Raw genomic sequence first — 20,927 nt, forward strand, 5'->3', positions numbered from 1 at the left:
ATAAGAAATACTGGCCGATTAGCAGCCAGCAGGTTTTTTCTCTATTCTTCTTTTATTAAGCCATATAAAAGCAATTCAGTGATTGATTCCATCGCTTCTTTTACCGAAATGCTGTGATCGGAAAAGAACTTTTGGTCGAGCGTAATATTAATTGCATCTATAATCAGTTTCATCAATAAATCAATATTTTGTTTTTTGACGAGCCCACTTTCCATTCCTTTCTCGAGGAGATTTTTCAATTCATCCCACTGGTGCAATTCCCGGTCAACGCGTTCCCATTGTTTAAAATAATAACGTTTCAGCTGTTCCAGTATGCGTAAATCAAAGAATTCATTGTATTGAGGCATGATGCTGATCGTTTGTTGAATCTTCTCTTTTAAACTAAGCATCTCATCTTCGGAAATTTGGCGAGAACGTTTTTCCAGTTCTTCCAAGGTTAAATCAATAATGGATTCCAGTATTTCCAGCTTGGATGAAAAATTTTCATAAAGCGTCCGTTTACTGATTCCCAATCGCTTGGCCAAATCATCCATCGTAAATTTGATTCCATTTGTCCGGGTCTCTTCTATAAAAGCTTGTATGATTCGTGATTTCACTAAAATCCACCTCCTAAAAACCAATAATACATTAATAGTTTTATTAGTTCAACTCTAAGTTCTTTTACTATTTAATTTAAACTGATTTAAAATTTGGAAAATAGTGGTTCATTATGTCACAACGTGATATAGTCATGTTGTGACATATAGAAAAGAGGGACTACTTTGGATCTTCAAAAAATGCTAAAAAAATATGTGCCTATGACTGAAACAGCTTTCTATATTCTATTGTCTTTGAATGAGCCTCGCCATGGCTATGGGATTGTTAAGCATGTAGAGGAAATTACAGCCGGTCGCCTCCGCCTTGGTTCAGGTACAGTTTATGGCACTTTGACTAAAATGCAGAAAGATGGAGTTATTGTTGTTTTTGCCGATGAACATCGGAAGACACTCTATGAGATCACCGATATTGGAAAACAATTAATAAACGAAGAAATAAAAAGAATTAAAGAGTTATATAAAAACGCAGCAGTTTATGAGGAGGACTTTAAACGATGAAAATGTTCAGACCTTTCTGGAGTTTCGATATTCTTAAAACGGAGCAATGGCTTGCAGAAATGGCGCATAGCGGATTTTTTGTTTTCGGATTAAACCGTTGGACCCGCTGCTTCCATTTTAATAAATCAGATGACGGAACTCAGGTCTACCGGATTTCTTATGACAAGCTGAAATCCCCTATACTGCCAAAAACCCTTCAAATCGAGGGATGGAAAACGGCTGTTTCCACCGGGAAATGGCAAATTATTGCAAACAGCCAGCCCGAACAGACACTTAGAAATTCACCAAGCAGAGACGCCATCGTCAAACGGAACCGAACAATCATGTATATCTTTTACGGACTCTTGTTTTATGTGGCTGGTATGCTTTTGGCAAACATTTCAACACTGATTTCTTCCTGGCTGCAGGATGATTCAATCGCTATCGAAGAAAGTCCATATTGGATACTAACATTCCTGTTCTTGGGTTCAGCATTGGGATTCACTGCATTAGCTGTCTATTCAATTTGTAAAATAACAAAAACGAACCGGCTGCTTGAAGATGACCCAACAAATGAAATAGACGATTCAAGCGAGGGTTTTTCAAAACAGGATATTACAGATTTAAAACGCTCTGGTCGTTGGGTAACTAAATTGAGATTGAGCTGGATGTATTCACCTGATAAACTTGAGAACTGGCTGGAATCCATGGAGCTGCGTGGGTTTAATTTGCACCATATTAATAATTTCGGCACTATCTTTCATTTCACCAAAGGCAAGCCTCGACGTATTGTCTATCGGGTTGATTGCCAGAGCAATCCATCTGCAAGTTATTTTTCTATTCACCGCGACTCAGGCTGGACCAGCCGTTTCACTTCTTTATCGAATCTTGAAAAATGGACAATTTGGAGTCAGGAATATGCAAAAGAGCAAGAACGTCCCCAGCTTTACAGCGATGATCCAACACGACTCAGGAAAGCTAGGAAACTTGCTTTAACTTATACTGCTCTATTCTTGCCATTTATTCTTATTTATATAGTTAATCTCAGCAACAGCTTGAACACTCAAAACGGAACGGGTGAATGGCTGTCTTGGGGAACAGCAATCTTCCTGTTATGTATTGGGGTTTTCGGATCTTTCCTGGTGCGGATCTGGACTTATTACATGCGATTAAGAAAACAGATTACAGCATAATCAACTTAAAGCCACAGATTAAAAGGCACTGTTCCCAGTGCTTTTTTACATGACCAATACATGCGATAAAAAAGAGCAAAGGACTCTAAACATTTCGCTCCAATGATTTAAATACAGTCAAAAGAAATATATTAATTCTTAAATCAATATTTATTTATTGTAATTCGATAAATATTGATTTATAATTGAGTTAATCTTAAATAAACGAGGTGCTAAAAAAATGAAGCGGGAAACATTGTTTTTAAAAATTGTTCTTTTTCTTATGGCTCTTCCTGTAGTGGCAGTATGCATCTTTGTAGTGCCTCCGCTTTCGCAGTTCGTCGGCGATATCTTGCCGAAATGGGCATTTTTGCAATACGTCTTTTTGATTTCTTTGTACGGTACGGCGATTGCCTATTTTGTAGCATTGTACCAGGCGATGAAGCTTTTGGGCTATATCGACCGGAACATCGCTTTTTCGGATAAATCCGTTAAAGCCCTTAAGAACATCAAATACTGCGCCTTCACCATCACTGCGCTGTACTTATTGTGTCTGCCGATCATTTTGTACACTGCTCAGGTCGACGATGCACCCGGTCTTGGCGGTCTTGGATTGGTCATTACATTCGGCTCTATAGTTATTGCTGTCTTTGCAGCAGTTCTGCAAAAATTATTGGAAAATGCGATTGAAATAAAATCAGAAAATGATCTGACGGTCTGAGGTGAATGATATGGCAATTATAATCAATATTGATGTGATGCTGGCTAAACGGAAAATGAGTGTGACCGAACTGTCGGAGCGGGTCGGCATCACGATGGCCAACCTGTCCATCCTGAAAAATGGCAAAGCAAAAGCTGTTCGCTTATCGACTTTGGAGGCTATCTGCAAAGCCCTGGACTGTCAGCCTGGAGACGTTCTGGAATACCGGCCCGAAGAGGATGAACCCTCTTTATAAGCAAGGGTTTATATTATTTGATTCAGCCAATGAACTTCGAGTGAGGTGTTTTTTATGAAAACCGCACAGGCTTCATTAATTTTTCTAAAGGCAGTACTTGTTTTGCTTGCTCTACTGGCTTTTGCTTTCTGCCTATTCACCATTCCCGGAATGGCCAGCAGAGATGCAGCTGCCCATCCAGAAACCGCTTATCTGCAATACCCTTTCCTGCTGTCTGCCTATCTGTTGTTCGGCCTCTTTTTCACTGCCTTGTACCAAACTTTTAAACTGCTGAGTTTTATCAGCCGTAATCAGGAATTTTCAATTCAATCAGTTCGCGCTTTAAAAATGATTAAGTACTGTGCCTTGATCACTGCTGGCATTTTTGTTGCCGGATTGTTATTCTTGATTTTTTTTATTGGCGGTGACATCGCTGGCCTGTTCACAATGAGCACGATCTTAATTATTGCTTCAAGTGCTGTTTCCGCTTTTGCAGCAGTTCTGGAAAAGCTCACAGCCAAGGCAATCCGCATGAAAGCTGAAAACGAGTTGACGGTCTGAAATGGGTAGCATAGGCAAAAAACCACTCACAAAAATCTTGTGAGTGGTTTTTTCTGTTTACTAGATGAAAAATGGAATGAATATACTGGCCAGCAGCAAGATCAAGGCGCCGCCAAGACGGGAAGAAATTTGCGCGAATGGCATCAATTCCATTCTCCGTGCTGCGGACAATACAGCTACGTCTCCAGTTCCACCCATATTCGCCATGCAAAGACCGGCTGTAATTGCCGCTTCGATCGGGTAAAAGCCCATGAACTTTCCGACAATCCCTGAACCGATGACTGCTCCTACTACGACTGCAAGGACAATGAGAACATATTCAATGCTCAGCGCATTCAAGACAGCTGCCAAATCTGTATAAGCAACCCCAATACCGATCAGAAGTGCATTGGTCCAGTTTCTTGCAACAAATTCATACCACTGGCTTGCACCCTCTACAATGATTTCAGGCATGACATTTGCCACTTTCAAGCCTGCTACAAGAATGATCATAATTGCGTATGGATGCAATGGGATCAAGTCACCCAGCAGATTCCCTAACATGTAGAACGATACCGCGGCCAAAACACCAATGCCCATTTTAGCCAGATTGTATTCCGGCGCTTCTTTTTTCTCGTAATGAAAACCTCTGATCAATTGTCCGTTGCCTGTCAAACTCGGATATTTCTTGCCGATAATATTTAATACACTGGCCAAAATGATGGCAAATACATTACCCAATGCCAGTGCAGGCACTAGAATCGATAAATAATAACCTGGCTCATTTCCAAGCATTTCAGAGTAGACTTGGGACATCGGCACTGCACCGGCTCCCATTCCCCCGCCCATAATCGGCATGGCAATGACCAAAACCGCATCCTGAATACTGAACCCAAGCACCATGCCGATCAATGCAGCAAGGACTACCGCTCCTGCAACCGCCGCAAGCAATGGCAGCGCATAGCGGACGCCCGCTTTTACCAGAACTTTTGATTCCATCCCTAAAATACTGCCTGTAATCAAAGCGGCGATATAGAAGTTCAGAAAGTCCCCGTCTTTCATGAATTCCGTGATTAATGTTGATGTCGTTTCAGGCATCAATCCGCTGTAGACCATATAGGCTGAACCAAATATGGCCACAATTGCACCGCCTCCTAAAAATGTGCGGACAATCGGTGTATGGTCTCCAATCCATCCAAGCAATTCGCCAAGCACCATGATAATCAGCAATGCACCGATCATGCCTGCTGGCAGATTATCTGTATACATTGCATAGATGGCAATTGCAGCAAAAATCCCGAACCATAGAATCGGGATATTGAAAATCGAAAATGTCCCTAAGTTTTTTCTCATCGGTATGTCTTCCGGCACGCGTCTTTTTGTTTTGTCCATCTTTGTCAACTCCATCTCTTTTTCCAGCTGGCGCATCCAGCCCATCAGCTTTATCTGTTTTGTGATTGAATTTCCAAAAGATAGGAAAGCGCTTTCAATCGATTACTACTTATCTTAAGTAAATAGTCAGAAAACAGATAGCTTGTGAAATTATTGAACTTATTGTAATTAAAAAAAGCAGCCGGATTGGCTGCTTTCATAAATAAGGACGGATGTGATGCTCATTCGTTTTGATAACTCGGTAGCGATAAATCGGTCTGCCGATTCCGTAGATGAGATTTTCTTCAAGGTAATTGATTTCCGTCAAGAACTTCAAATACTTTCTTACCGATACGCGTGAAATGCTGCTCATTTCCGCTAATTGTTCCGTCGAAAAAGCATTTGTCCCTGTCTGCCCAATTACTTCGATGACTTTTTTTAAAGTCGTCTTCGTCAGCCCTTTCGGTATTGTTCCAGAACTTGAAAGCTCTTGCTGTACTTCGTTTCTTTTCCGCAGCATCCGGTCAAGCTCCTTCTGGTCCACTTTGTTTTTATGATCCAGCCCATACCGCTGGTTTTGGTATTGCTGCAGCGCTTCCTGGAAACGGTTGAATTCAAACGGTTTGATCAAGTAATCGACAGCACCAAGCCTCAATGCCTGCTGGATCTGGCTGATTTTAGAAGCTGCGGTAATGAGGATGACATCCAAGTCCTTTTTCTCCTCACGAAGCTGGCTCAGAAAATCGAGGCCGTTCATCCCAGGCATGTGAATATCAAGCAGCAGTAAATCCACCTTTTCCCTACTTAAAAGCTCGAGTGCTTCTAGGGTATCTGCAGCATGGCCGATCACTGCAAAACCTTCTACGCGCTCAACATATTGTCGATTAAGGAGCGCCACCATCGGATCATCTTCTACAATCATCACATTAATCAAGTATTTCCACCTCCTGCTTCATAAGGAACGACGATGGAAAATACGGCTCCATCCGTTCCTGACATGACTTCTATAGAACCTTCCAATTTCTCCACACTGTTTTTAGCGAGAAAAAGGCCGTACCCCCGGTCTTTTCCTTTTTTAGAAGAAACACCTTTCGAAAAAATCGTTTCCTGCATATCTGGAGAAATGCCCGGTCCTGAATCCGCTATGGTCATCTCCAACAATTCATCCACGTAGGAAAACTCGGCAAAAACAGACTTCCGCTCACTATCCATCGCACTATCAATCGCATTGTCGATGACATTGCCAAGGATGGTAATAAGCTCATGGGCAATAGCCGGATCCCTCGCCTGGGGAATCTCTGTTTCACAGCTGATGGTCAGTTCGACACGGGCTTCTCGCGCATAGCTGATCTTCCCGATAATAAAACCTGAAAGCATTGGATCTTTGATGTGCTGCGTAACAGTCCCGACTTCATGGGCCTGATGATCAGTCAATTTGGTGATAAACTGCTTGACCTGTCCATACTCCTCAAGCTTTATCATGCCAAGCAAGACATGCAGCTGATTCATAAATTCATGGGATTGTGCACGCAGCGTATCTGCATAAAGCTGAATGCCCGTCAGCTGCTCAGCCAATTCGTTGACTTCCGTTTTGTCCCGGAATGTTGCGATTGCTCCGATGACTTGATCATTCACTACAAGCGGCACCCGATTTGAAATCACAGAAACGCCATTAAAATTCTGTTCTTCGTCCAAATCCGCCTGTTTGTGATCCAACATCGCACCTGGCAAGAACTCACTGATGTCCATACCGACCGGTTCCTTGTCCAACAACCCAGCTTTTTGAAAAATCCGTCTCGCTGATTTGTTGACCAGCACAATCTTCGAATCCGCATCAATGGCAATGATTCCTTCGTGGACAGACTGCAGCATCTGGTTCCGCTCTTCGTGAATGCGTGCGATTGCATACGGTTCTAAACCAAACAAACTTTTCTTGATATACCTGGCCAGCCAGAATGCGCCCAGAATGCCAATCACTAAGCCAATGACAGACCCCATCAAGATTTTGAATTGGCTTTGTTGAATCGAAGATTGGACTTTATCCAGTGAAATACCGACTGCTACCGCACCGATCTGGCTTTGCTCATTATCGAGGATAGGAGAAAACGAACGCAGGGATTCCCCAAGCGTCCCTTCTGACCTGGAAGTGTAGTATTCTCCTAACAGCACTTGTTGTTCATCGCCGCCGACAAAAGGTTTTCCGATCTGTTCAGCAATTGGATGTGATTTCCGGATTCCTTCCATGTCCATAACGACAATAAAGAGTACATCCGTCGCTTCCTGTATGGTCATCGCATACTCCTGAATGTCTTCTTCTGGAGTTTGGGATGTCAAACCATCTCGCACAACTTGCGACTCTGCAACAATCCGTGAAATGGTCGCCGCTTTTTCTTCCAATTGACTTTCTATGTTTTCACTCGTCGTATCTGTGATCAGGAGGATGGTGATCGACAGCGATACCAGCACCACCAGACAGATGAAGAAGATAATGATGGAACTCAGTTTAAATCTCGGTACATTCATTCCTTGCCGCTCCATTCCTGTTATCGCTCGCTGGCGCAGCTTTTACGGATGACAATCTTCCGTCAAAGCTGCGCCAAACCCTTCTGCTATTCTACTATATATGTGGAGTGAAAGAAGCGGCTTTTTAAACTGAACAAAAGAAAAACCACTGCTAGGAAGTTCTTCCCAACAACGGTTTTCATATCCTTCAACCCAGCTTCTGCCCGCAATTCGGACAGAACTTGGAGCCTTCATTTTTCTGACCGCAGTTCGGACAGAATTTAGGTGCCGTCTGATCTCCTGCATCGTTCTGTGCAGCTGGAGCGCCGGAATCTACGCTGGATGCCTCCTGTTGTTTGCCGGTATCCGTTTGCTTCTGGCCGTCCATCATTTCTTTGGCAATGTTCATGCCCATCATCATGCCAGCCATGTCGGAAGCCGTATTGGATCCGGATGATTTGCCCATGGCGTCAGCCACTGAAATCTGCTGATATTTCCCTACATCGCCGACCATGCCATGTGATGCGCTTTTATTGATCATGTCCTGAATTTCCTTCGGATAATTAAAGCTCATGACCTGGAAGCCGGTGACTTTCATGCCGTTGTCCATAAGTTGCATGTTCAAGTCATCTTGTATGCCTTGGCCGATTTCATGCGCATTGGCCTGCAGGTTGAACATGTCCTTGCCTTCCTTGGTGATCCACCTCATGAGGAGCTGATCCAGAATCGCGGTGATGCGAATTTTGACATCGTCCACCAGGTAGCTGCTCCGGACTCCTGCAATCTTGTCGATCAAACCAACGTAGTCGCTGACCTTAAACTGGAAAGTGCCGTTCGCCCGAATCGGCATGCCGCCAGGCAGCTGCGGTGCAGGAATATTAATCGGGTTTTGCGTCCCCCATTTGACCGTAAACTCTTTGGTGTTGACGAACAATACCTCGACGCGCATGCCGCTATTGAAGCCGAAACGAAACCCTTTCAATGTCGACAAGAACGGTACAATTTCCGATTCGATATCGTACTCGCCTTCGTCTTCAAAGATTCCCTCTATCTTGCCGTTGTTGATGAAAATAGCATCTTGGCCAGGACGGATAATGAGTCGGCTGCCTTTTTTGACTTCGTTATTAGTCCATTTCCAAAAAATCATGTCATCTCTGAATTCTTCCCACTCCACTACATCTGAAAATTGACTGCTGAAAAAACCCATTCTGTTGTTTCCCTCCTTCGGTTCGATCCAGTTCTAAAACTTGCGTCCCCCGCCACTGAACGAACGGCCGCCGCCAGTCATTCCGCCACCGCCAAAACCGCCACCGCCGCTGCTTTTCTTCGGAACTTTCCGGCGTGATACGGTTTTGTTTCGAAATTGATCGAGCTTGCCGGTCACTTTTGTGTTGTTGCCGTCAAAATAAGTGGTGGCAGTTGTGGTCACACGCCCACCTGAATTGTAGATCATGGAGCCGACAATAGCGCCGCCGAGCAAGAGCGCAAGCGTGAGCTGGAACCAGGTTTTAAAGAAAATATTTTCGGGATTGACGCCGGGACGGAATTCCATGTAGCGGCTTGAAGTGGTCACCGTTTCACGAAAAGCACCTGCGTAGTCCCCTCGCTGCATCTCTGGAATGATCCGGTCCAGCACCAGATTGACGCGCTGATTGTCCAATGTTGTTTCCGCTGTACCGAATCCCGCCAGATAGACATCACGCGTAGCAATGTTCATCGACAGCAGCACGGCATTTTCCTGTCCGTTTTCGTTGGCCCAAGTGTCATAGAAATCGCTCATCGCATCCTGGATGTAAAGCGATTGTTCATCTGCAGTGGTCCAAAACAAAAAATCCGTTCCGTGTTTGCGGCTATGCTCCGCTGCGACAGCTTCCAACTCCTCAATTTCAGCTTCGCTTAGCAGGTTGGCGTTATCGTAAATGCGCTGATCTACAGCTGCCGATGCCTTAAGCCCCCCGAACCCACTGAAAACCACCAGGAGACAAAACGCCAGCAGCCATTTGGCTTGAAAATCCTTCACCAAAGAACACCTCCGACCGCAAACGAAATTACTTTCATTACTGCAAAAGCAGAGGCGGCAATGCCGGTGAACCAGGCAGCGACTTTGAATCCGCTGATCGGCGGCTTGCCGACCACTTTCCCGGTTTGCCCGTTCATCGCAAAAGTATGTTCTTTATTGTCAAAATCATAATAGACCATCCACACCGGAAATAAGGTGTAGTAGACGTTTTTTTTATTTGCTTGAATCTGTTTATTCGTATAGCTGACGGTTGAGTAGCCAGAAATAGTGCTCCCTATGTATGTATCAATATAGGGCACTATCTTCGATTCGACCCGTGAAAAAAGGGTTTCATCGTCATAATCGTATTTTTCTGCGAGAAATCCTGCCAAGTAAGGCATTTTGAAATCCTTGAGCTCCTGGTAATCATACGGCTCCAGTCTGTCCATCAGTTCATCGTCCATTTTCTCCGACGCATCAGCAGGCACTTTCAGGTAGCTTAGATCTATTTCCCGTCGAACATCATAGAAATCAGTCTCCGTGTAGATTGTATCGCCCCTCGTATAATTGCGTACTCTTGTCGCAAGCGCTGCGACATTTGCGGTGCCGTCAATGTCATACAGCCAAAACGGCACATACATGCCGGTCATCTTTTTGATCCGGTCACCGCTTGTAAAGCCTCTCGGCGTCAACCGGCCGTTCTTCGTCCATTTCCAAAAAGCCGCCACGGCCTCGTCCTTGCTGATGGTGAAAGGAATCACTTTGGCTGGAGCCAAGTCTCCCGTCAACCGGTCTGCCAGCAAAACCGGCGCCCCGCAAAAGCTGCAATGGGTAGCTGTGGTTTCAGCTTCCGTGAGAATGACAGCTCCGCAATTTTCACAATGGTATTCCTTCGCTTCATCCGGATCGAATTTTCGCAGGATATTGTTTTCCGGGAAGGTTTCAATCTCATCCTGTCTGCCGCAGCTCGGACAGGACAAGTGGCCGGTCTCACTGTTGAAAGACATGTCCGATCCGCAGTTTGGACATTTATACTGAATGACCATTCCATCTGCCTCCCTTCACATTAAAGGAAACTGTCCGTACGGCAGCCATCATTCATTTTTGCCCAATTGGCTTTTAAGTTCTTCCAATTCATCGTCTACGTTAATGCCGGCTTTCAAGGATTCCAGCTCGTCGTCAACAGAAGAATCGCTGTCGTATTTTGATGCAAGGTCCTTGATGTCAGTTCCCGAGCCTTTATTCAGTTCCGACATGGCAATTGCCTCGTCAAGTTCCTGATTGATTTTCTGTTCCATTTTATCGAAGGCGGAAATCCGCTCTCCTGCTCCGTCCACTGATGAGGCAAAATCGTTCATGCGTTTTTGGGTTTTTGCAACAGAGGTCTTGCCTTTCAGCTCAGAGCGGCGGGATTCCAATTCGCCGATATCCGACTCCAGCTTGTCATGCATTTGACGCATCTGTTGGGTATTCGCCGCCGCAAGTTCGACAGCCGTCTGCTTGTCTGTCACTTTCTCGGAAAGCTCTGCCTTGCGTTGAAGGAACTTCCGCGCATCGTCTTCATTTCCGGCTTCCAATGCTTTTACTGCATAGCGCTGCATGTCGCCGATTTCCTTCTCCAATTCTTCGAGCTCCCGGCGCTCCCGTTTCTCAGCCGCCATGATCGCCGCTGTCTCCGATTTCACTTTCCCAAGGTCGCTGTTCAAATCTCGCAAATACTGATCGATCATTTTTTCCGGATCTTCTGCCTTGTCCAGTAAAGCGTTGATATTGCTTGTCATAATGTCTTTGAACCGTTTTAAAATTTCCATCATCATTCTCCTCTTTTGGGTTTTTGGGGAACTGCTGTGCAGTTCCTTTCTGTTAATGAAAGATTACCCTTTACCTGTTGAGTTTAAGCCTGCATCCAGCCAAACTTGTTCCGGCTGAAGTGCAAAAGATGAAAAGATTTCTCCATATCAGTATATCGCATTGGCAGCTTTAGGTAATCTTTGGAAAGAAAAGATTCAGATAATAGGCTCTTCCATTTTTATAACAGCTGACTGTAAAATAAAAAAAGCCGGCAGGCACCCTAGCGAACTCAGCTGCAGTTCGTCGATGCGCTTCCGGCTTTGATTGGTATAATGATTTTTCTTTAACGGATGGCTGTTGGATCGTTTTGCTGCTCCCAGGCAGGCAACATTTTCGACAGGGCTTTGTCTTCCTTATAACCCAAAACGTATTCTGCCTGCATGATGGTGTGGATTTCACGCGTCCCTTCGTAGATGACCGGCGCCTTGGAATTCCGCAAGTAACGGCTGACCGGGTATTCGTCCGAATAGCCGTAGGCGCCGTGGATCTGGAACGCGTCGTCCGCTGCCTGATTGGCAAAATCGCAGGCCTGCCATTTCGCTAATGAAGTTTCGCGGGTGTTGCGTTTGCCTTGGTTTTTCAATTCACCCGCCCGGTAGACGAGCAGGCGGCTCATTTGGAATCCCGCTTCCATCTTTGCAATCATTTGCTGAACCAGCTGGTGCCTGCCGATTTCCTTGCCAAATGTGTGTCGTTCATGGCAATAGCTGACGCTTGCTTCGAGGCAAGCCATAATCTGTCCGACTGCTCCGGCAGCAACGGTGAAACGGCCGTTATCAAGTGCCGCCATGGCGATTTTGAAGCCCTCGCCTTCCTGCCCCAGCAAATTCTCCTGCGGAACTTTGACATCCTCGAAAAACAGTTCACCGGTATTGCCTGCGCGAATGCCGTGCTTGCCTTTGATGGCTTTGGAAGAAAAGCCCGGCCATGCGCGTTCCACAATAAAAGCAGAAATCGCCCCATGTTTTTTGGATTGCTCACCTGTATAGGCGAAAACCAGGAAATGATCTGCCACATCACACAGGGAGATCCAGGTCTTCTGTCCATTCATTACGTAATGATCTCCTTGTTTTATGGCCGTCGTCTTCAGCGCAGCCACATCAGACCCAGCACCCGGCTCCGTCAATCCAAAAGCTCCAATCTTTTCACCTTTTGCCTGCGGAATCAAATACTTTTGTTTTTGTTCTTCTGTCCCCCATTGGAGAATGGTTAAGCTGTTCAATCCGGTATGGACCGAAACCGCCGTACGAAAAGCCGTATCTCCCCGTTCCAGTTCTTCGCAGACAATTGCCAAGGAATTATAATCCATGCCGCTGCCGCCGTACTCTTCCGGAATGCAAACACCCATCAGTCCAAGTTCCGCCAGCTTATTGTAAATCTCCGGATCCGACTGGCCGGCACGGTCCCATTCCTCGATGAATGGCATGATTTCCTTGTCAACAAAACTCCGTGTCGTGCTGCGCAGCATCTCTTGTTCTTCTGTGAATGAAAAATCCATTGTAAATCGCCCCTTTTATAAAGTAGTAGTTTGCTGTGTGAAATATTCCCCTAAAATCTCATCATTGTGTTCTCCGGGATTCGGCGGATGCCGCTTGATTTTGACGGGTGTCCGTGACAATTTCAGTGGACTGCCGATCATTTTGATTTTTCCGGCTGTCGGGTGCTCGTGTTCGATGAACATATCGCGTGCCTGAAGCTGCGGATCATTGGCAACTTCCTCCATTGTCTGAATCGGTCCGGCTGGAATCTTATGTTCTCTGCAGAGCCCCTGCCAATGGGCTGTCTTCTCTGTCAAAAGAACCTCCTGAAGTAGCGGAACCAGTCTTTCCCGGTTCTCCACACGTTTTGGGTTGGTCCGGTAACGTTCATCCTCAGCATAGTCCGGTTTCCCTAAAACTGAACACAACGCCTTGAATTGATGATCATTTCCGACAGCAATGACCATTTCCCCGTCAGCTGTCCCGAATGTCTGATAAGGGACGATATTGGCATGTGCATTTCCTAAAGCTGTCGGTACTTTTTCATCCATCAAATAATTGCTCGCGATGTTCACCAATGCACTGACCGCTGTATCATAGAGTGAAATATCCAACTTTTGCCCTTTGCCGGAGTTTACGCGTTCGAGCAAAGCCGCCTGGATGCCGATGCAGGCATATAATCCGGTCAACACATCCACAATCGCAACGCCTGATTTTTGTGGCCCGGACTCTTTCGTGCCCGTGATGCTCATCAGCCCGCTCATTGCCTGGATTATAAAATCATAGCCTGGCACATCACGGTCCGGCCCGGTTTCCCCAAACCCGGTAATGGAACAAAAGACAAGGCGAGGATTGAGCTGTGATAAAGTTTCATAACCCAGTCCGAAGCGTTCCATCGTACCGGTCTTAAAATTGCTGACCACTACATCGCTTTCCGCGGCAAGCTTTTTAATGATAGCCGCACCTTCCTCTGTTTTTAGATCGACGGTAATCGCCTTTTTATTGCGGTTGGCGCTCAAGTAATAGGCGCTGACATCCTGCTCAAAAGGCGGCCCCCATTTCCGGGTTTCATCACTGCCGCCGGGCGATTCCACTTTGATGACTTCCGCTCCCAAGTCTCCAAGAATCATCGTGCAATAAGGACCTGCAAGAACACGTGATAAATCAAGTATTCTAATGCCTTCCAATGCTCCTGTCATTTTTCACATCTCCTTTCTGTACAATTCCCATACAAAAAAGCCAGTCCAAAAAGACAACAGCAAAACTGCTTGTCTGAATGAACTGGCTTTTATCTACGCATGAAATTTCCGGAAAGAAATTTTGGCAGACTAGGCAGTATGGGTGTTTTCATTTCCCTTTAAAAAACTGATCATGCGGAAGAGACGCTGTAACGTTCTGGCATGATTCTTACTGTTACTTTAATACAGATTCTATGGTTTGTAAATACAGTTAACTTTTTATTTTAACTATTCTTTCAATGATACATTTTCTTTATAAGCTTCGTACTGCTTATAAAGATCCTTCAAAGCAGACGCCAATGCATTTCCAGCCTTGCCCAAGTAATGGGCTTTAATATCGGCCAATGGCTTCTCGATGCCATCCTGCAGGCTATGCCCTCTTAGCAATTGATGCACAAACTCCTGTCCGTGGACAGTTGCCAGTGTACAGCTTGCCGTAACGATGACACTGTATTTCTTATCAATTTCTGCTGTGATGGTCAATGTTTCATACATATTTTGCGCAGCCATTCCAGCTGGCAGCCTCGCATGCCCCGCGATAAAAATGGTTTTCATAAATAACTCAATCTCCTTTCAATTGTTTGGGAATTGTTTGAGTGCCTGGCACCCAAACAATTCCCCATCCCATTTCTCCGAATAAAAGCATTATATATGTAAAGTTGTGTGCGTGCCAGGCACGCACACAATTCAAAAAACACAAAAAGCATCGCCATTACCTGCAAAGGTAATGGCGACGCTTTTTTCCATGCACGTTTACTTATCTGTCCGTTTATTTGAAACATCTTTAGAATATTCTTTGGCATCTTGCATCTCATCTTTACCGTCATCATAGTCAGTAGCTTTGTTATCCTTATCAAAAACTTCCTTTGTTTTCTGGACGGCTTTATCGATTGCAGATTCTGGAGCGCCACTTGCTTGTTCCCCTGGTGACCGTCCTGCTGTGCCTTTTCTTGTCATTGCTGATTCCTCCTAATTTAAATGTGTTACTGGTAGTTTACCCCCTGTAGCCGATGCTAATCCTATATACATCTCTTTACTGGCAAATCTACCAGCCGCCTGATGGCGACAAAACCCGCTCCAGCCAATTAAGCAAGAATGGGTTTTATGCTTTCTTTATTCTTCTTCCAATTCATGAAATACTGCGTTCTTAATAATTTCATGAGTTCTCTCAACTAAATCAACTTCCACCACTTCAAACTCAATGCGCTTCGATTCTGCTACTTCCCTCTTCCCACAAACTCACACAAAATTTCCAACGTTCAATTCTCTGCCACCAAAAATTGATATTCAATTTATATTCGCCCTTTATGATGAATCGGAACTGTTGTTAAATGAGAGGAGAAAGAAACATGAATAAATTTCTGAACCCGATCACCGATTGGGTATCAACAAAAAAGGGCATGTGGATCACCATCGTCGCCTGGCTTGTCCTGATGATTACACTCAGCACGGGACCCACACTCAATGATTACAAAGTGGCAAATTTTCAGTCCTTGCCCAATAATGCGCAGTCGATTATTGCGGACCAGAAACTGAAAGAATATTTCCCCGATGACCAAGGTACGCCAGGCATCCTTGTTTTCCATAACCGTACCGGCGACGTTAATCCCGAGACCGTGCAGAAAATCTTAACAGGTATTTTGGATGCTGATATTGGAGGCGTTGACTCCGTTGTCGACATCAGCCAATTACCCCCTTCTGCTTTAGAAGGATTTTATTCTGAAGACCATACGGCCATGATCATTCCGATGACACTTAAAGCCGGGCTTGGCAGCACCGACTTTGCTGAAATTAATGATAAAATATCGGAAATCGGCAATGACATTGCGAAAGAAGCCGGCAATATGGAATTTTATGTGACCGGCCCTGCAGGCATTGCAGGCGATACGGTCAAATTGTTTGAACAGGCGGATTTCGTCCTGCTGATTGCGACTGTCCTGATTATTTTGGTACTGCTGATTGTCATCTACCGCTCCCCTTTGCTTGCATTCATTCCGCTGCTCGCAACCGGCATTGTCTATCAAGTGGTCAATCAAACGCTAGCTTTTATGGGTGCAGGCGGCCTGGAACTGACCAGCCAAACCACGTCAATCATGAGCATTCTTCTGTTTGCAGCAGTCATCGACTATTCACTGTTCGTGTTCTCCCGCTTTCGTGAAGAACTCAACCATTACGACAGCAAATACGAAGCCATGAAATACGCCATGCGTGCAACCGGCGAACCGGTATTCTTCGCTGGCGGTACGGTGCTTGCGGCGATGCTCATCCTGTTCTTTGCAGACTTCCGTGATTACGCAAACTTCGCTCCGATCTTTGGAACTGCGGTTTTTGTCATCATGATTGCTTCCATTACACTGATTCCGGCGTTATTCAACTTATTCGGCCGCAAAGCATTCTGGCCCAAAGTTCCTAAATACGGCGATGCTGCCGAAGTGAAACATGGTATCTGGGGACCAATTGCAAGATTTGTCGTCAATAAACCGTTGATCTCTGGTGGACTTGTTGCCATTTTGATGGTTGTGTCAGCATTAAATATAGTAAACCTCGAGTTCGAATTTGAAACGGTGAAGTCATTCCCCGAAGACATGCCGTCTCGTATGGGCTATGAAGTTGTCGAGCAAAAATTCGATAAAGGGGAAATTGCTCCTTCTACATTGCTTGTTGTCAGTAATGAGCCAATTGATGAACTAACGGCTGCCGCTCTTTCAGAAGAGTTGACCACTTATAAAGAAATCGCTTCTGCCCGGATATCCGGGCAAACAGAAAACGGAGAAGCACTGAGATACTCTCTGGCATTGTCGATCAATCCGTATTCGACGGAAGGTCTTGATTTCATGGAACAGTTGCGAAATGAAGGCGACGCTTTGCTGGATAATGCCTCTATAGAAGGCGATCTGCATTTCGGCGGCATTACGCCGAAACTCGTTGACGAACGAAACGTCAATAATGCCGATATCTATAAAATTGTCGTTCTTGAAACTTTGCTGATTTTGGTGTTGCTGTTTGCGCTGACGCGTTCCTGGAAAATGCCGATTTATATGATGGCGACGATTTTATTCTCCTACCTGTCGGCACTTGGCCTCGGAATTTTCCTGGTTGATGTGTTATTCGGCTTTGACGCCATCAGTACGCGTGTGCCGGTCTATTCGTTTATCTTCCTGGTAGCGCTTGGCATTGACTACAACATCATTTTGGTGTCGCGCTTTATCGAGGAGCGGAAGTTGCGGAAAGTGAAAGATGCGCTTGAAGTCGCCATCAGCCATACCGGCGGCGTGATTTCCTCGGCCGGAATCATCCTGGCAGCGACATTCGCAGCTTTAACCACCATGCCGATTGCTGACTTGTTCATTTTCGGCTTTATGGTTTCGATTGGCATCCTGATTGATACTTTCCTGGTGCGCGGCCTGCTGCTTCCAGCGCTTATTCTGTTTTTTGAAAAAGACCGATAAACCCTGCATAATGAAAAGAGTTGCAAGTCCAGCCATCCTTTTGCCGACTTGCTGTTTAAGGGGGAAGAACTCAGATGAAAGTACTCGTCGTGGACGATGACAGCTATATTCAGCAATTAGTAGCCATACACCTCGGCAAAGCAAGCTATACCGTTTTTAAGGCAGATGACGCCGAACAAGCTTTGCGTTTGCTCGAAGATCAGCATGTCGACCTTGCCATCGTGGATGTGATGATGCCGGGGATGGACGGGTTTGAACTGACGCGTATTCTGACTCAGGATCTCGGCATCCCGGTGATCCTGCTGACGGCCAAAAGCCAATTGGAAGATAAGGAAAAAGGGTTTTTATCCGGGACCGAAGACTATATAGTTAAACCTTTTGAACCAAAAGAGCTGCTATTCCGTGTGGCCGTCGTGCTGCGCCGCTCAGAACGCGCTGTCCAGGAACACTTGCAGGCTGGCAATCTGTCGATCAACCGCCGCAATTTTGAGCTTGCAATCGGCAATGAAACCGTCATTCTGCCGTTGAAGGAATTTGAAATACTGTCATTGTTGGTATCGCGTGCCAATCTTGCCACGCCGCGTGGACTGCTGATGGACTATGTATGGGGAGAAGATCATGAAGGCAGCGAAATGACTTTGAACACCCACATCAACCGGATTCGCGACCGCTTGAAGCGCTACGGGGCCACTGTTGAAATCCATACATTGCGCGGTATTGGCTACAAGCTTGAGGCATTGAAATGAAAACTTTGTATCGGCAATTTACTGTCGCGACGCTATTCATTCTGGCCATCAGCATTCTAATCGGCTTTACCATCGCCAATATTTTTTATTTGACGGTGACAAAAGAAGAAACGATCGAACAGAACGTGGCCATCGCTGAAGAAATTATTCAGACGGTCCAAAACATTCCTTATTCTGCTGAGAGCTTCACTAGCTATATGCAAGCTGTTGCGGAACTGGGCTATCAGATTGCGCTTGTCGACAGTTCAAGTGAAATGCAGTTCTTTGGTGAACCGTTTGATGACACGACGCTCCCGGAACAGGCAAAGCGCGTAGTGGCGGAAAATGAAACCTACACCGGCTTGGACAACTTCACAGGCGAAATCTTCATGATCGGTCATTTCACCAATAAACTGCACAACACAGTAGGCGTGCCGTTTGAACGGGACGGCGAACGTTATGGCCTGTTCATCCGCCCCGATACCAAGCTCGTGTCGACCGACATCCATTCCGTGCTGATTGGATTTGTCGCAGCCATTGCACTTGTCAGCATCGTCGGCATGATCTTTATGGCCCGTCAATTGACACGTCCGATTGTCCAGCTGACGGAAGCCACCAAACACATTGCACGTGAAAACTACAGCTTTCCACTCGATATCCGGCGCAATGATGAAATCGGCCAGCTTTCTGAAAGTTTTAACTTGATGCAGACACAGCTACAGCATAATGATCTGGCGCGCAAATCGTTCATCAGCAACGTATCCCATGATTTCCAGTCGCCGTTGATGAACATCCAGGGCTATGCGGACCTACTGAAGTCACCCGCCCTTAGTGATGAGGACCGCTTCGCTTACACCTCTATCATCGACCAAGAAGCCAAGCGCCTGTCTAGTCTGACACGCCAGCTGCTGATCTTGACTTCACTCGATCAAGGCGCTTATCCGATGAAAGTAAAGGATTTTCAACTAGACGAACAATTGAAAGAAGTTATACGGAAATACCGCTGGCGGCTTGAAGAAGAGGATATCCATTTATCTTATCAACTCAGCCCTACCCGTTTCCGCGGCGACGCTGAGCTGCTCGACAATGTCTGGGACAATCTGCTGACTAACGCCATTAAATACAATAAACCCGGAGGCAGCATCGAAATCAGCCTGCAAGCAAACGACAGCGATGTCCTCTTGACGTTTAAAGACACGGGCCAGGGCATTCCGGAAGAAGCCATCCCGCAGCTGTTCGACCGCTTTTTCCGCGTCGATGCGGCGCGAAAAAAAGACAGTACCGGTCTTGGCTTGTCGATTGTGCATCAAATCGTCACTTTGCACCACGGCACCATTCGGGTCAATAGTACGCTAGGTTCAGAAAGCGAATTTGTCTTGACCTTCCCGCATCCCGATCTGAAACAATCATAAGTTGGAGGTTTTACCATGGAAAAAACTTGGAGTCTGCGTTTAATACGTTTTTCGGCCGTTTTCGGCCTGTTCGGAACTTTTCTCGGTTCGCAAATGGCGGGGGAAATGGATTACAGCCTCCGTCCGATTCATGCCCATATCCTGCTGGTCGGCTGGTTGTCGGTGTTTTCCTGGGGCATCTTTTACCGCGTCTATACGATCCAATACAAAAAACTGGTCGCTGTCCATAGCGTACTCGCGATGGTTGGTGCCGTTACCCTTACTGGCGGCATGTGGCTCTATAACTTAAACCCGTTTAATTGGAATGAAACCTTCGTGATGATTTTATTCATCGTCGGCGGCAGTTTGCTGCTGCTGGCATTCCTGCTGTTTTTGATCATTACGTTCGTAACAGAAAAAGAATAAAAACAGGAAATCCACTGGAGAAAAGTGCTGCTTTTTCTTCAGTGGATTTTTTTAGATAATCTGCTTTTAAATTTATTGCGGACTAAAAATTAACTTCATTAATCAAAAATCGCCTTTCCATCTTCCATGCTGATGGGCAGCGAAGAATGTTCATGAGTAATGCGCCACGAACCCTCTATTTTTTCCAGTACAAACGTGAAGCGATTTCTCATCTTCCGAAGTTCCTTACCCTTTTCATCAAAAGCCGCATAGCTCATGGAGCCGTATATATACGCAAGTTCCGCATTTTCTTTTATCACTTTATCGTGCAGCTCTGCACGAAGCAGTTCCCCTTCCCCTAACCCTCCAAACCAATCTTCCACTAAAGTCTTCCACTGCTCAATCCCATTATATTGCCATTCTTGCCAGCAGTCGAAAACATGAACATCCGGCGCATAGCCTGAAAGAAACTTTTCTACATTCTTTTCGTAAACGGCATCCCTGTAATTAGTAAGAACATCTTGTACATCCGTGAACATATGACTCCTCCTTTAAGATAGATTTCTATTGGGTGTCTTTCGCCACGATTCACAAAGTATCCTTTATTTTCAATTCCCGCTTGATCCTTATTGTTTAAAAGCAATCAGTATACTATTGCTCATTATAATATCAGTATTCACTAATTAGCTTTATTTCATATTTGTGATCAGTACGTATTAATTAATTCCTCTACCTAATAGGTATATAATCAATCAAAAAAGCCGTTCAAAAGCGGCTATGCCACTTTCAAACAGCTTT

The 20,927-nt window shown here is 45.4% G+C and carries 22 protein-coding genes; 9 read left to right on the forward strand and 13 right to left on the reverse strand.

What is annotated here, in order from left to right; translation table 11 throughout:
• Nucleotides 1–41: 41 nt before the first annotated feature.
• Nucleotides 42–596, reverse strand: coding sequence for a TetR/AcrR family transcriptional regulator (locus FQV26_RS13020; protein WP_146557977.1), 555 nt, complete (start codon nt 594–596; stop codon nt 42–44).
• Nucleotides 597–761: 165 nt separating this feature from the next.
• Between FQV26_RS13020 and FQV26_RS13025 the strand changes: the two genes are divergently transcribed.
• From FQV26_RS13025 to FQV26_RS13045, 5 genes are all read left to right on the forward strand, one after another.
• Nucleotides 762–1,094 (forward strand): PadR family transcriptional regulator, encoded by a 333-nt coding sequence (locus FQV26_RS13025; RefSeq protein WP_186759926.1) that lies wholly within the window; start codon nt 762–764, stop codon nt 1,092–1,094.
• Nucleotides 1,091–2,266 carry a DUF2812 domain-containing protein gene (locus tag FQV26_RS13030; protein ID WP_146557978.1) on the forward strand — a complete coding sequence of 392 codons (1,176 nt, stop codon included), beginning with the start codon at nt 1,091–1,093 and terminating at the stop codon, nt 2,264–2,266. Before FQV26_RS13025 ends, FQV26_RS13030 begins: the two co-directional genes overlap by 4 nt.
• Nucleotides 2,267–2,486: 220 nt before the next feature.
• Nucleotides 2,487–2,966: a DUF2975 domain-containing protein gene (locus FQV26_RS13035; protein WP_146557979.1), complete on the forward strand. Its 480-nt coding sequence runs from the start codon at nt 2,487–2,489 to the stop codon at nt 2,964–2,966.
• A 10-nt stretch (nt 2,967–2,976) separates the two neighbouring features.
• Nucleotides 2,977–3,201: a helix-turn-helix domain-containing protein gene (locus FQV26_RS13040; protein WP_146557980.1), complete on the forward strand. Its 225-nt coding sequence runs from the start codon at nt 2,977–2,979 to the stop codon at nt 3,199–3,201.
• 54 nt (nt 3,202–3,255) lie between these two features.
• On the forward strand, nt 3,256–3,741 hold the full coding sequence (locus FQV26_RS13045) for a DUF2975 domain-containing protein (protein WP_146557981.1): 486 nt from the start codon (nt 3,256–3,258) through the stop codon (nt 3,739–3,741).
• Nucleotides 3,742–3,801: 60 nt separating this feature from the next.
• On the opposite strand, the gene FQV26_RS13050 is transcribed toward FQV26_RS13045, so the two are convergent.
• The 11 genes from FQV26_RS13050 to FQV26_RS13100 form a co-directional block, all read right to left on the reverse strand.
• On the reverse strand, nt 3,802–5,112 hold the full coding sequence (locus tag FQV26_RS13050) for a 2-hydroxycarboxylate transporter family protein (protein ID WP_146557982.1): 1,311 nt from the start codon (nt 5,110–5,112) through the stop codon (nt 3,802–3,804).
• A 196-nt stretch (nt 5,113–5,308) separates the two neighbouring features.
• A complete protein-coding gene (locus FQV26_RS13055; RefSeq protein ID WP_315898444.1) occupies nt 5,309–6,016 on the reverse strand; it encodes a response regulator in 708 nt (235 codons plus the stop codon).
• 5 nt (nt 6,017–6,021) lie between these two features.
• Nucleotides 6,022–7,614 (reverse strand): DcuS/MalK family sensor histidine kinase, encoded by a 1,593-nt coding sequence (dcuS, locus tag FQV26_RS13060; RefSeq protein ID WP_146557984.1) that lies wholly within the window; start codon nt 7,612–7,614, stop codon nt 6,022–6,024.
• Between the two features lie 187 nt (nt 7,615–7,801).
• Nucleotides 7,802–8,800 (reverse strand): SPFH domain-containing protein, encoded by a 999-nt coding sequence (locus FQV26_RS13065; protein ID WP_146557985.1) that lies wholly within the window; start codon nt 8,798–8,800, stop codon nt 7,802–7,804.
• 33 nt (nt 8,801–8,833) lie between these two features.
• Complete coding sequence (locus FQV26_RS13070; protein WP_146557986.1) at nt 8,834–9,613, reverse strand: TPM domain-containing protein; 780 nt, start codon at nt 9,611–9,613, stop codon at nt 8,834–8,836.
• Complete coding sequence (locus FQV26_RS13075) at nt 9,610–10,638, reverse strand: TFIIB-type zinc ribbon-containing protein (protein WP_146557987.1); 1,029 nt, start codon at nt 10,636–10,638, stop codon at nt 9,610–9,612. The genes FQV26_RS13070 and FQV26_RS13075 overlap by 4 nt, the downstream gene beginning before the upstream one ends.
• A 48-nt stretch (nt 10,639–10,686) precedes the next feature.
• The gene (locus FQV26_RS13080; RefSeq protein WP_146557988.1) at nt 10,687–11,403 is read right to left on the reverse strand and encodes a PspA/IM30 family protein; all 717 of its coding nucleotides are present in this window, start codon (nt 11,401–11,403) and stop codon (nt 10,687–10,689) included.
• Nucleotides 11,404–11,726: 323 nt separating this feature from the next.
• Nucleotides 11,727–12,941 (reverse strand): acyl-CoA dehydrogenase family protein, encoded by a 1,215-nt coding sequence (locus FQV26_RS13085; protein ID WP_146557989.1) that lies wholly within the window; start codon nt 12,939–12,941, stop codon nt 11,727–11,729.
• A gap of 15 nt (nt 12,942–12,956) precedes the next feature.
• Nucleotides 12,957–14,120: a CaiB/BaiF CoA transferase family protein gene (locus FQV26_RS13090; RefSeq protein WP_146557990.1), complete on the reverse strand. Its 1,164-nt coding sequence runs from the start codon at nt 14,118–14,120 to the stop codon at nt 12,957–12,959.
• Between the two features lie 267 nt (nt 14,121–14,387).
• A complete protein-coding gene (locus FQV26_RS13095; protein ID WP_146557991.1) occupies nt 14,388–14,714 on the reverse strand; it encodes a DUF3870 domain-containing protein in 327 nt (108 codons plus the stop codon).
• Nucleotides 14,715–14,912: 198 nt separating this feature from the next.
• A complete protein-coding gene (locus FQV26_RS13100; RefSeq protein ID WP_146557992.1) occupies nt 14,913–15,116 on the reverse strand; it encodes a hypothetical protein in 204 nt (67 codons plus the stop codon).
• Between the two features lie 392 nt (nt 15,117–15,508).
• Here FQV26_RS13100 and FQV26_RS13105 point away from each other — a divergent pair, with 392 nt between their 5' ends.
• The 4 genes from FQV26_RS13105 (at nt 15,509) to FQV26_RS13120 (ending at nt 20,150) form a co-directional block, all read left to right on the forward strand.
• On the forward strand, nt 15,509–17,608 hold the full coding sequence (locus FQV26_RS13105) for an MMPL family transporter (protein ID WP_146557993.1): 2,100 nt from the start codon (nt 15,509–15,511) through the stop codon (nt 17,606–17,608).
• 74 nt (nt 17,609–17,682) lie between these two features.
• Complete coding sequence (locus FQV26_RS13110) at nt 17,683–18,354, forward strand: response regulator transcription factor (protein WP_146557994.1); 672 nt, start codon at nt 17,683–17,685, stop codon at nt 18,352–18,354.
• A complete protein-coding gene (locus tag FQV26_RS13115) occupies nt 18,351–19,745 on the forward strand; it encodes a HAMP domain-containing sensor histidine kinase (RefSeq protein ID WP_146557995.1) in 1,395 nt (464 codons plus the stop codon). Before FQV26_RS13110 ends, FQV26_RS13115 begins: the two co-directional genes overlap by 4 nt.
• 15 nt (nt 19,746–19,760) lie before the next feature.
• Nucleotides 19,761–20,150, forward strand: a complete 390-nt coding sequence (locus FQV26_RS13120; RefSeq protein WP_146557996.1) for a hypothetical protein — start codon at nt 19,761–19,763, stop codon at nt 20,148–20,150.
• 98 nt (nt 20,151–20,248) lie between these two features.
• Here the strand turns inward: FQV26_RS13120 and FQV26_RS13125 are convergent, their stop codons facing one another.
• Nucleotides 20,249–20,668: a YybH family protein gene (locus tag FQV26_RS13125; protein WP_146557997.1), complete on the reverse strand. Its 420-nt coding sequence runs from the start codon at nt 20,666–20,668 to the stop codon at nt 20,249–20,251.
• Nucleotides 20,669–20,927: the final 259 nt, after the last annotated feature.

Source organism: Planococcus sp. CPCC 101016, from assembly GCF_007859295.1.
In the GTDB taxonomy this organism is placed as follows: Bacteria; Bacillota; Bacilli; order Bacillales_A; family Planococcaceae; genus Planococcus.

Excerpts from the sequence above, each read along its gene's own strand:
- FQV26_RS13030 (WP_146557978.1), top strand. The coding sequence starts at position 1,091 with ATGAAAATGTTCAGACCTTTCTGGAGTTTCGATATTCTTAAAACGGAG.
- FQV26_RS13035 (WP_146557979.1), top strand. The coding sequence starts at position 2,487 with ATGAAGCGGGAAACATTGTTTTTAAAAATTGTTCTTTTTCTTATGGCT.
- FQV26_RS13040 (WP_146557980.1), top strand. The coding sequence starts at position 2,977 with ATGGCAATTATAATCAATATTGATGTGATGCTGGCTAAACGGAAAATG.
- FQV26_RS13045 (WP_146557981.1), top strand. The coding sequence starts at position 3,256 with ATGAAAACCGCACAGGCTTCATTAATTTTTCTAAAGGCAGTACTTGTT.
- FQV26_RS13050 (WP_146557982.1), bottom strand. The coding sequence starts at position 5,112 with ATGGACAAAACAAAAAGACGCGTGCCGGAAGACATACCGATGAGAAAA.
- dcuS (WP_146557984.1), bottom strand. The coding sequence starts at position 7,614 with ATGAATGTACCGAGATTTAAACTGAGTTCCATCATTATCTTCTTCATC.
- FQV26_RS13065 (WP_146557985.1), bottom strand. The coding sequence starts at position 8,800 with ATGGGTTTTTTCAGCAGTCAATTTTCAGATGTAGTGGAGTGGGAAGAA.
- FQV26_RS13075 (WP_146557987.1), bottom strand. The coding sequence starts at position 10,638 with ATGGTCATTCAGTATAAATGTCCAAACTGCGGATCGGACATGTCTTTC.
- FQV26_RS13080 (WP_146557988.1), bottom strand. The coding sequence starts at position 11,403 with ATGGAAATTTTAAAACGGTTCAAAGACATTATGACAAGCAATATCAAC.
- FQV26_RS13085 (WP_146557989.1), bottom strand. The coding sequence starts at position 12,941 with ATGGATTTTTCATTCACAGAAGAACAAGAGATGCTGCGCAGCACGACA.
- FQV26_RS13090 (WP_146557990.1), bottom strand. The coding sequence starts at position 14,120 with ATGACAGGAGCATTGGAAGGCATTAGAATACTTGATTTATCACGTGTT.
- FQV26_RS13095 (WP_146557991.1), bottom strand. The coding sequence starts at position 14,714 with ATGAAAACCATTTTTATCGCGGGGCATGCGAGGCTGCCAGCTGGAATG.
- FQV26_RS13100 (WP_146557992.1), bottom strand. The coding sequence starts at position 15,116 with ATGACAAGAAAAGGCACAGCAGGACGGTCACCAGGGGAACAAGCAAGT.
- FQV26_RS13105 (WP_146557993.1), top strand. The coding sequence starts at position 15,509 with ATGAATAAATTTCTGAACCCGATCACCGATTGGGTATCAACAAAAAAG.
- FQV26_RS13110 (WP_146557994.1), top strand. The coding sequence starts at position 17,683 with ATGAAAGTACTCGTCGTGGACGATGACAGCTATATTCAGCAATTAGTA.
- FQV26_RS13115 (WP_146557995.1), top strand. The coding sequence starts at position 18,351 with ATGAAAACTTTGTATCGGCAATTTACTGTCGCGACGCTATTCATTCTG.
- FQV26_RS13120 (WP_146557996.1), top strand. The coding sequence starts at position 19,761 with ATGGAAAAAACTTGGAGTCTGCGTTTAATACGTTTTTCGGCCGTTTTC.
- FQV26_RS13125 (WP_146557997.1), bottom strand. The coding sequence starts at position 20,668 with ATGTTCACGGATGTACAAGATGTTCTTACTAATTACAGGGATGCCGTT.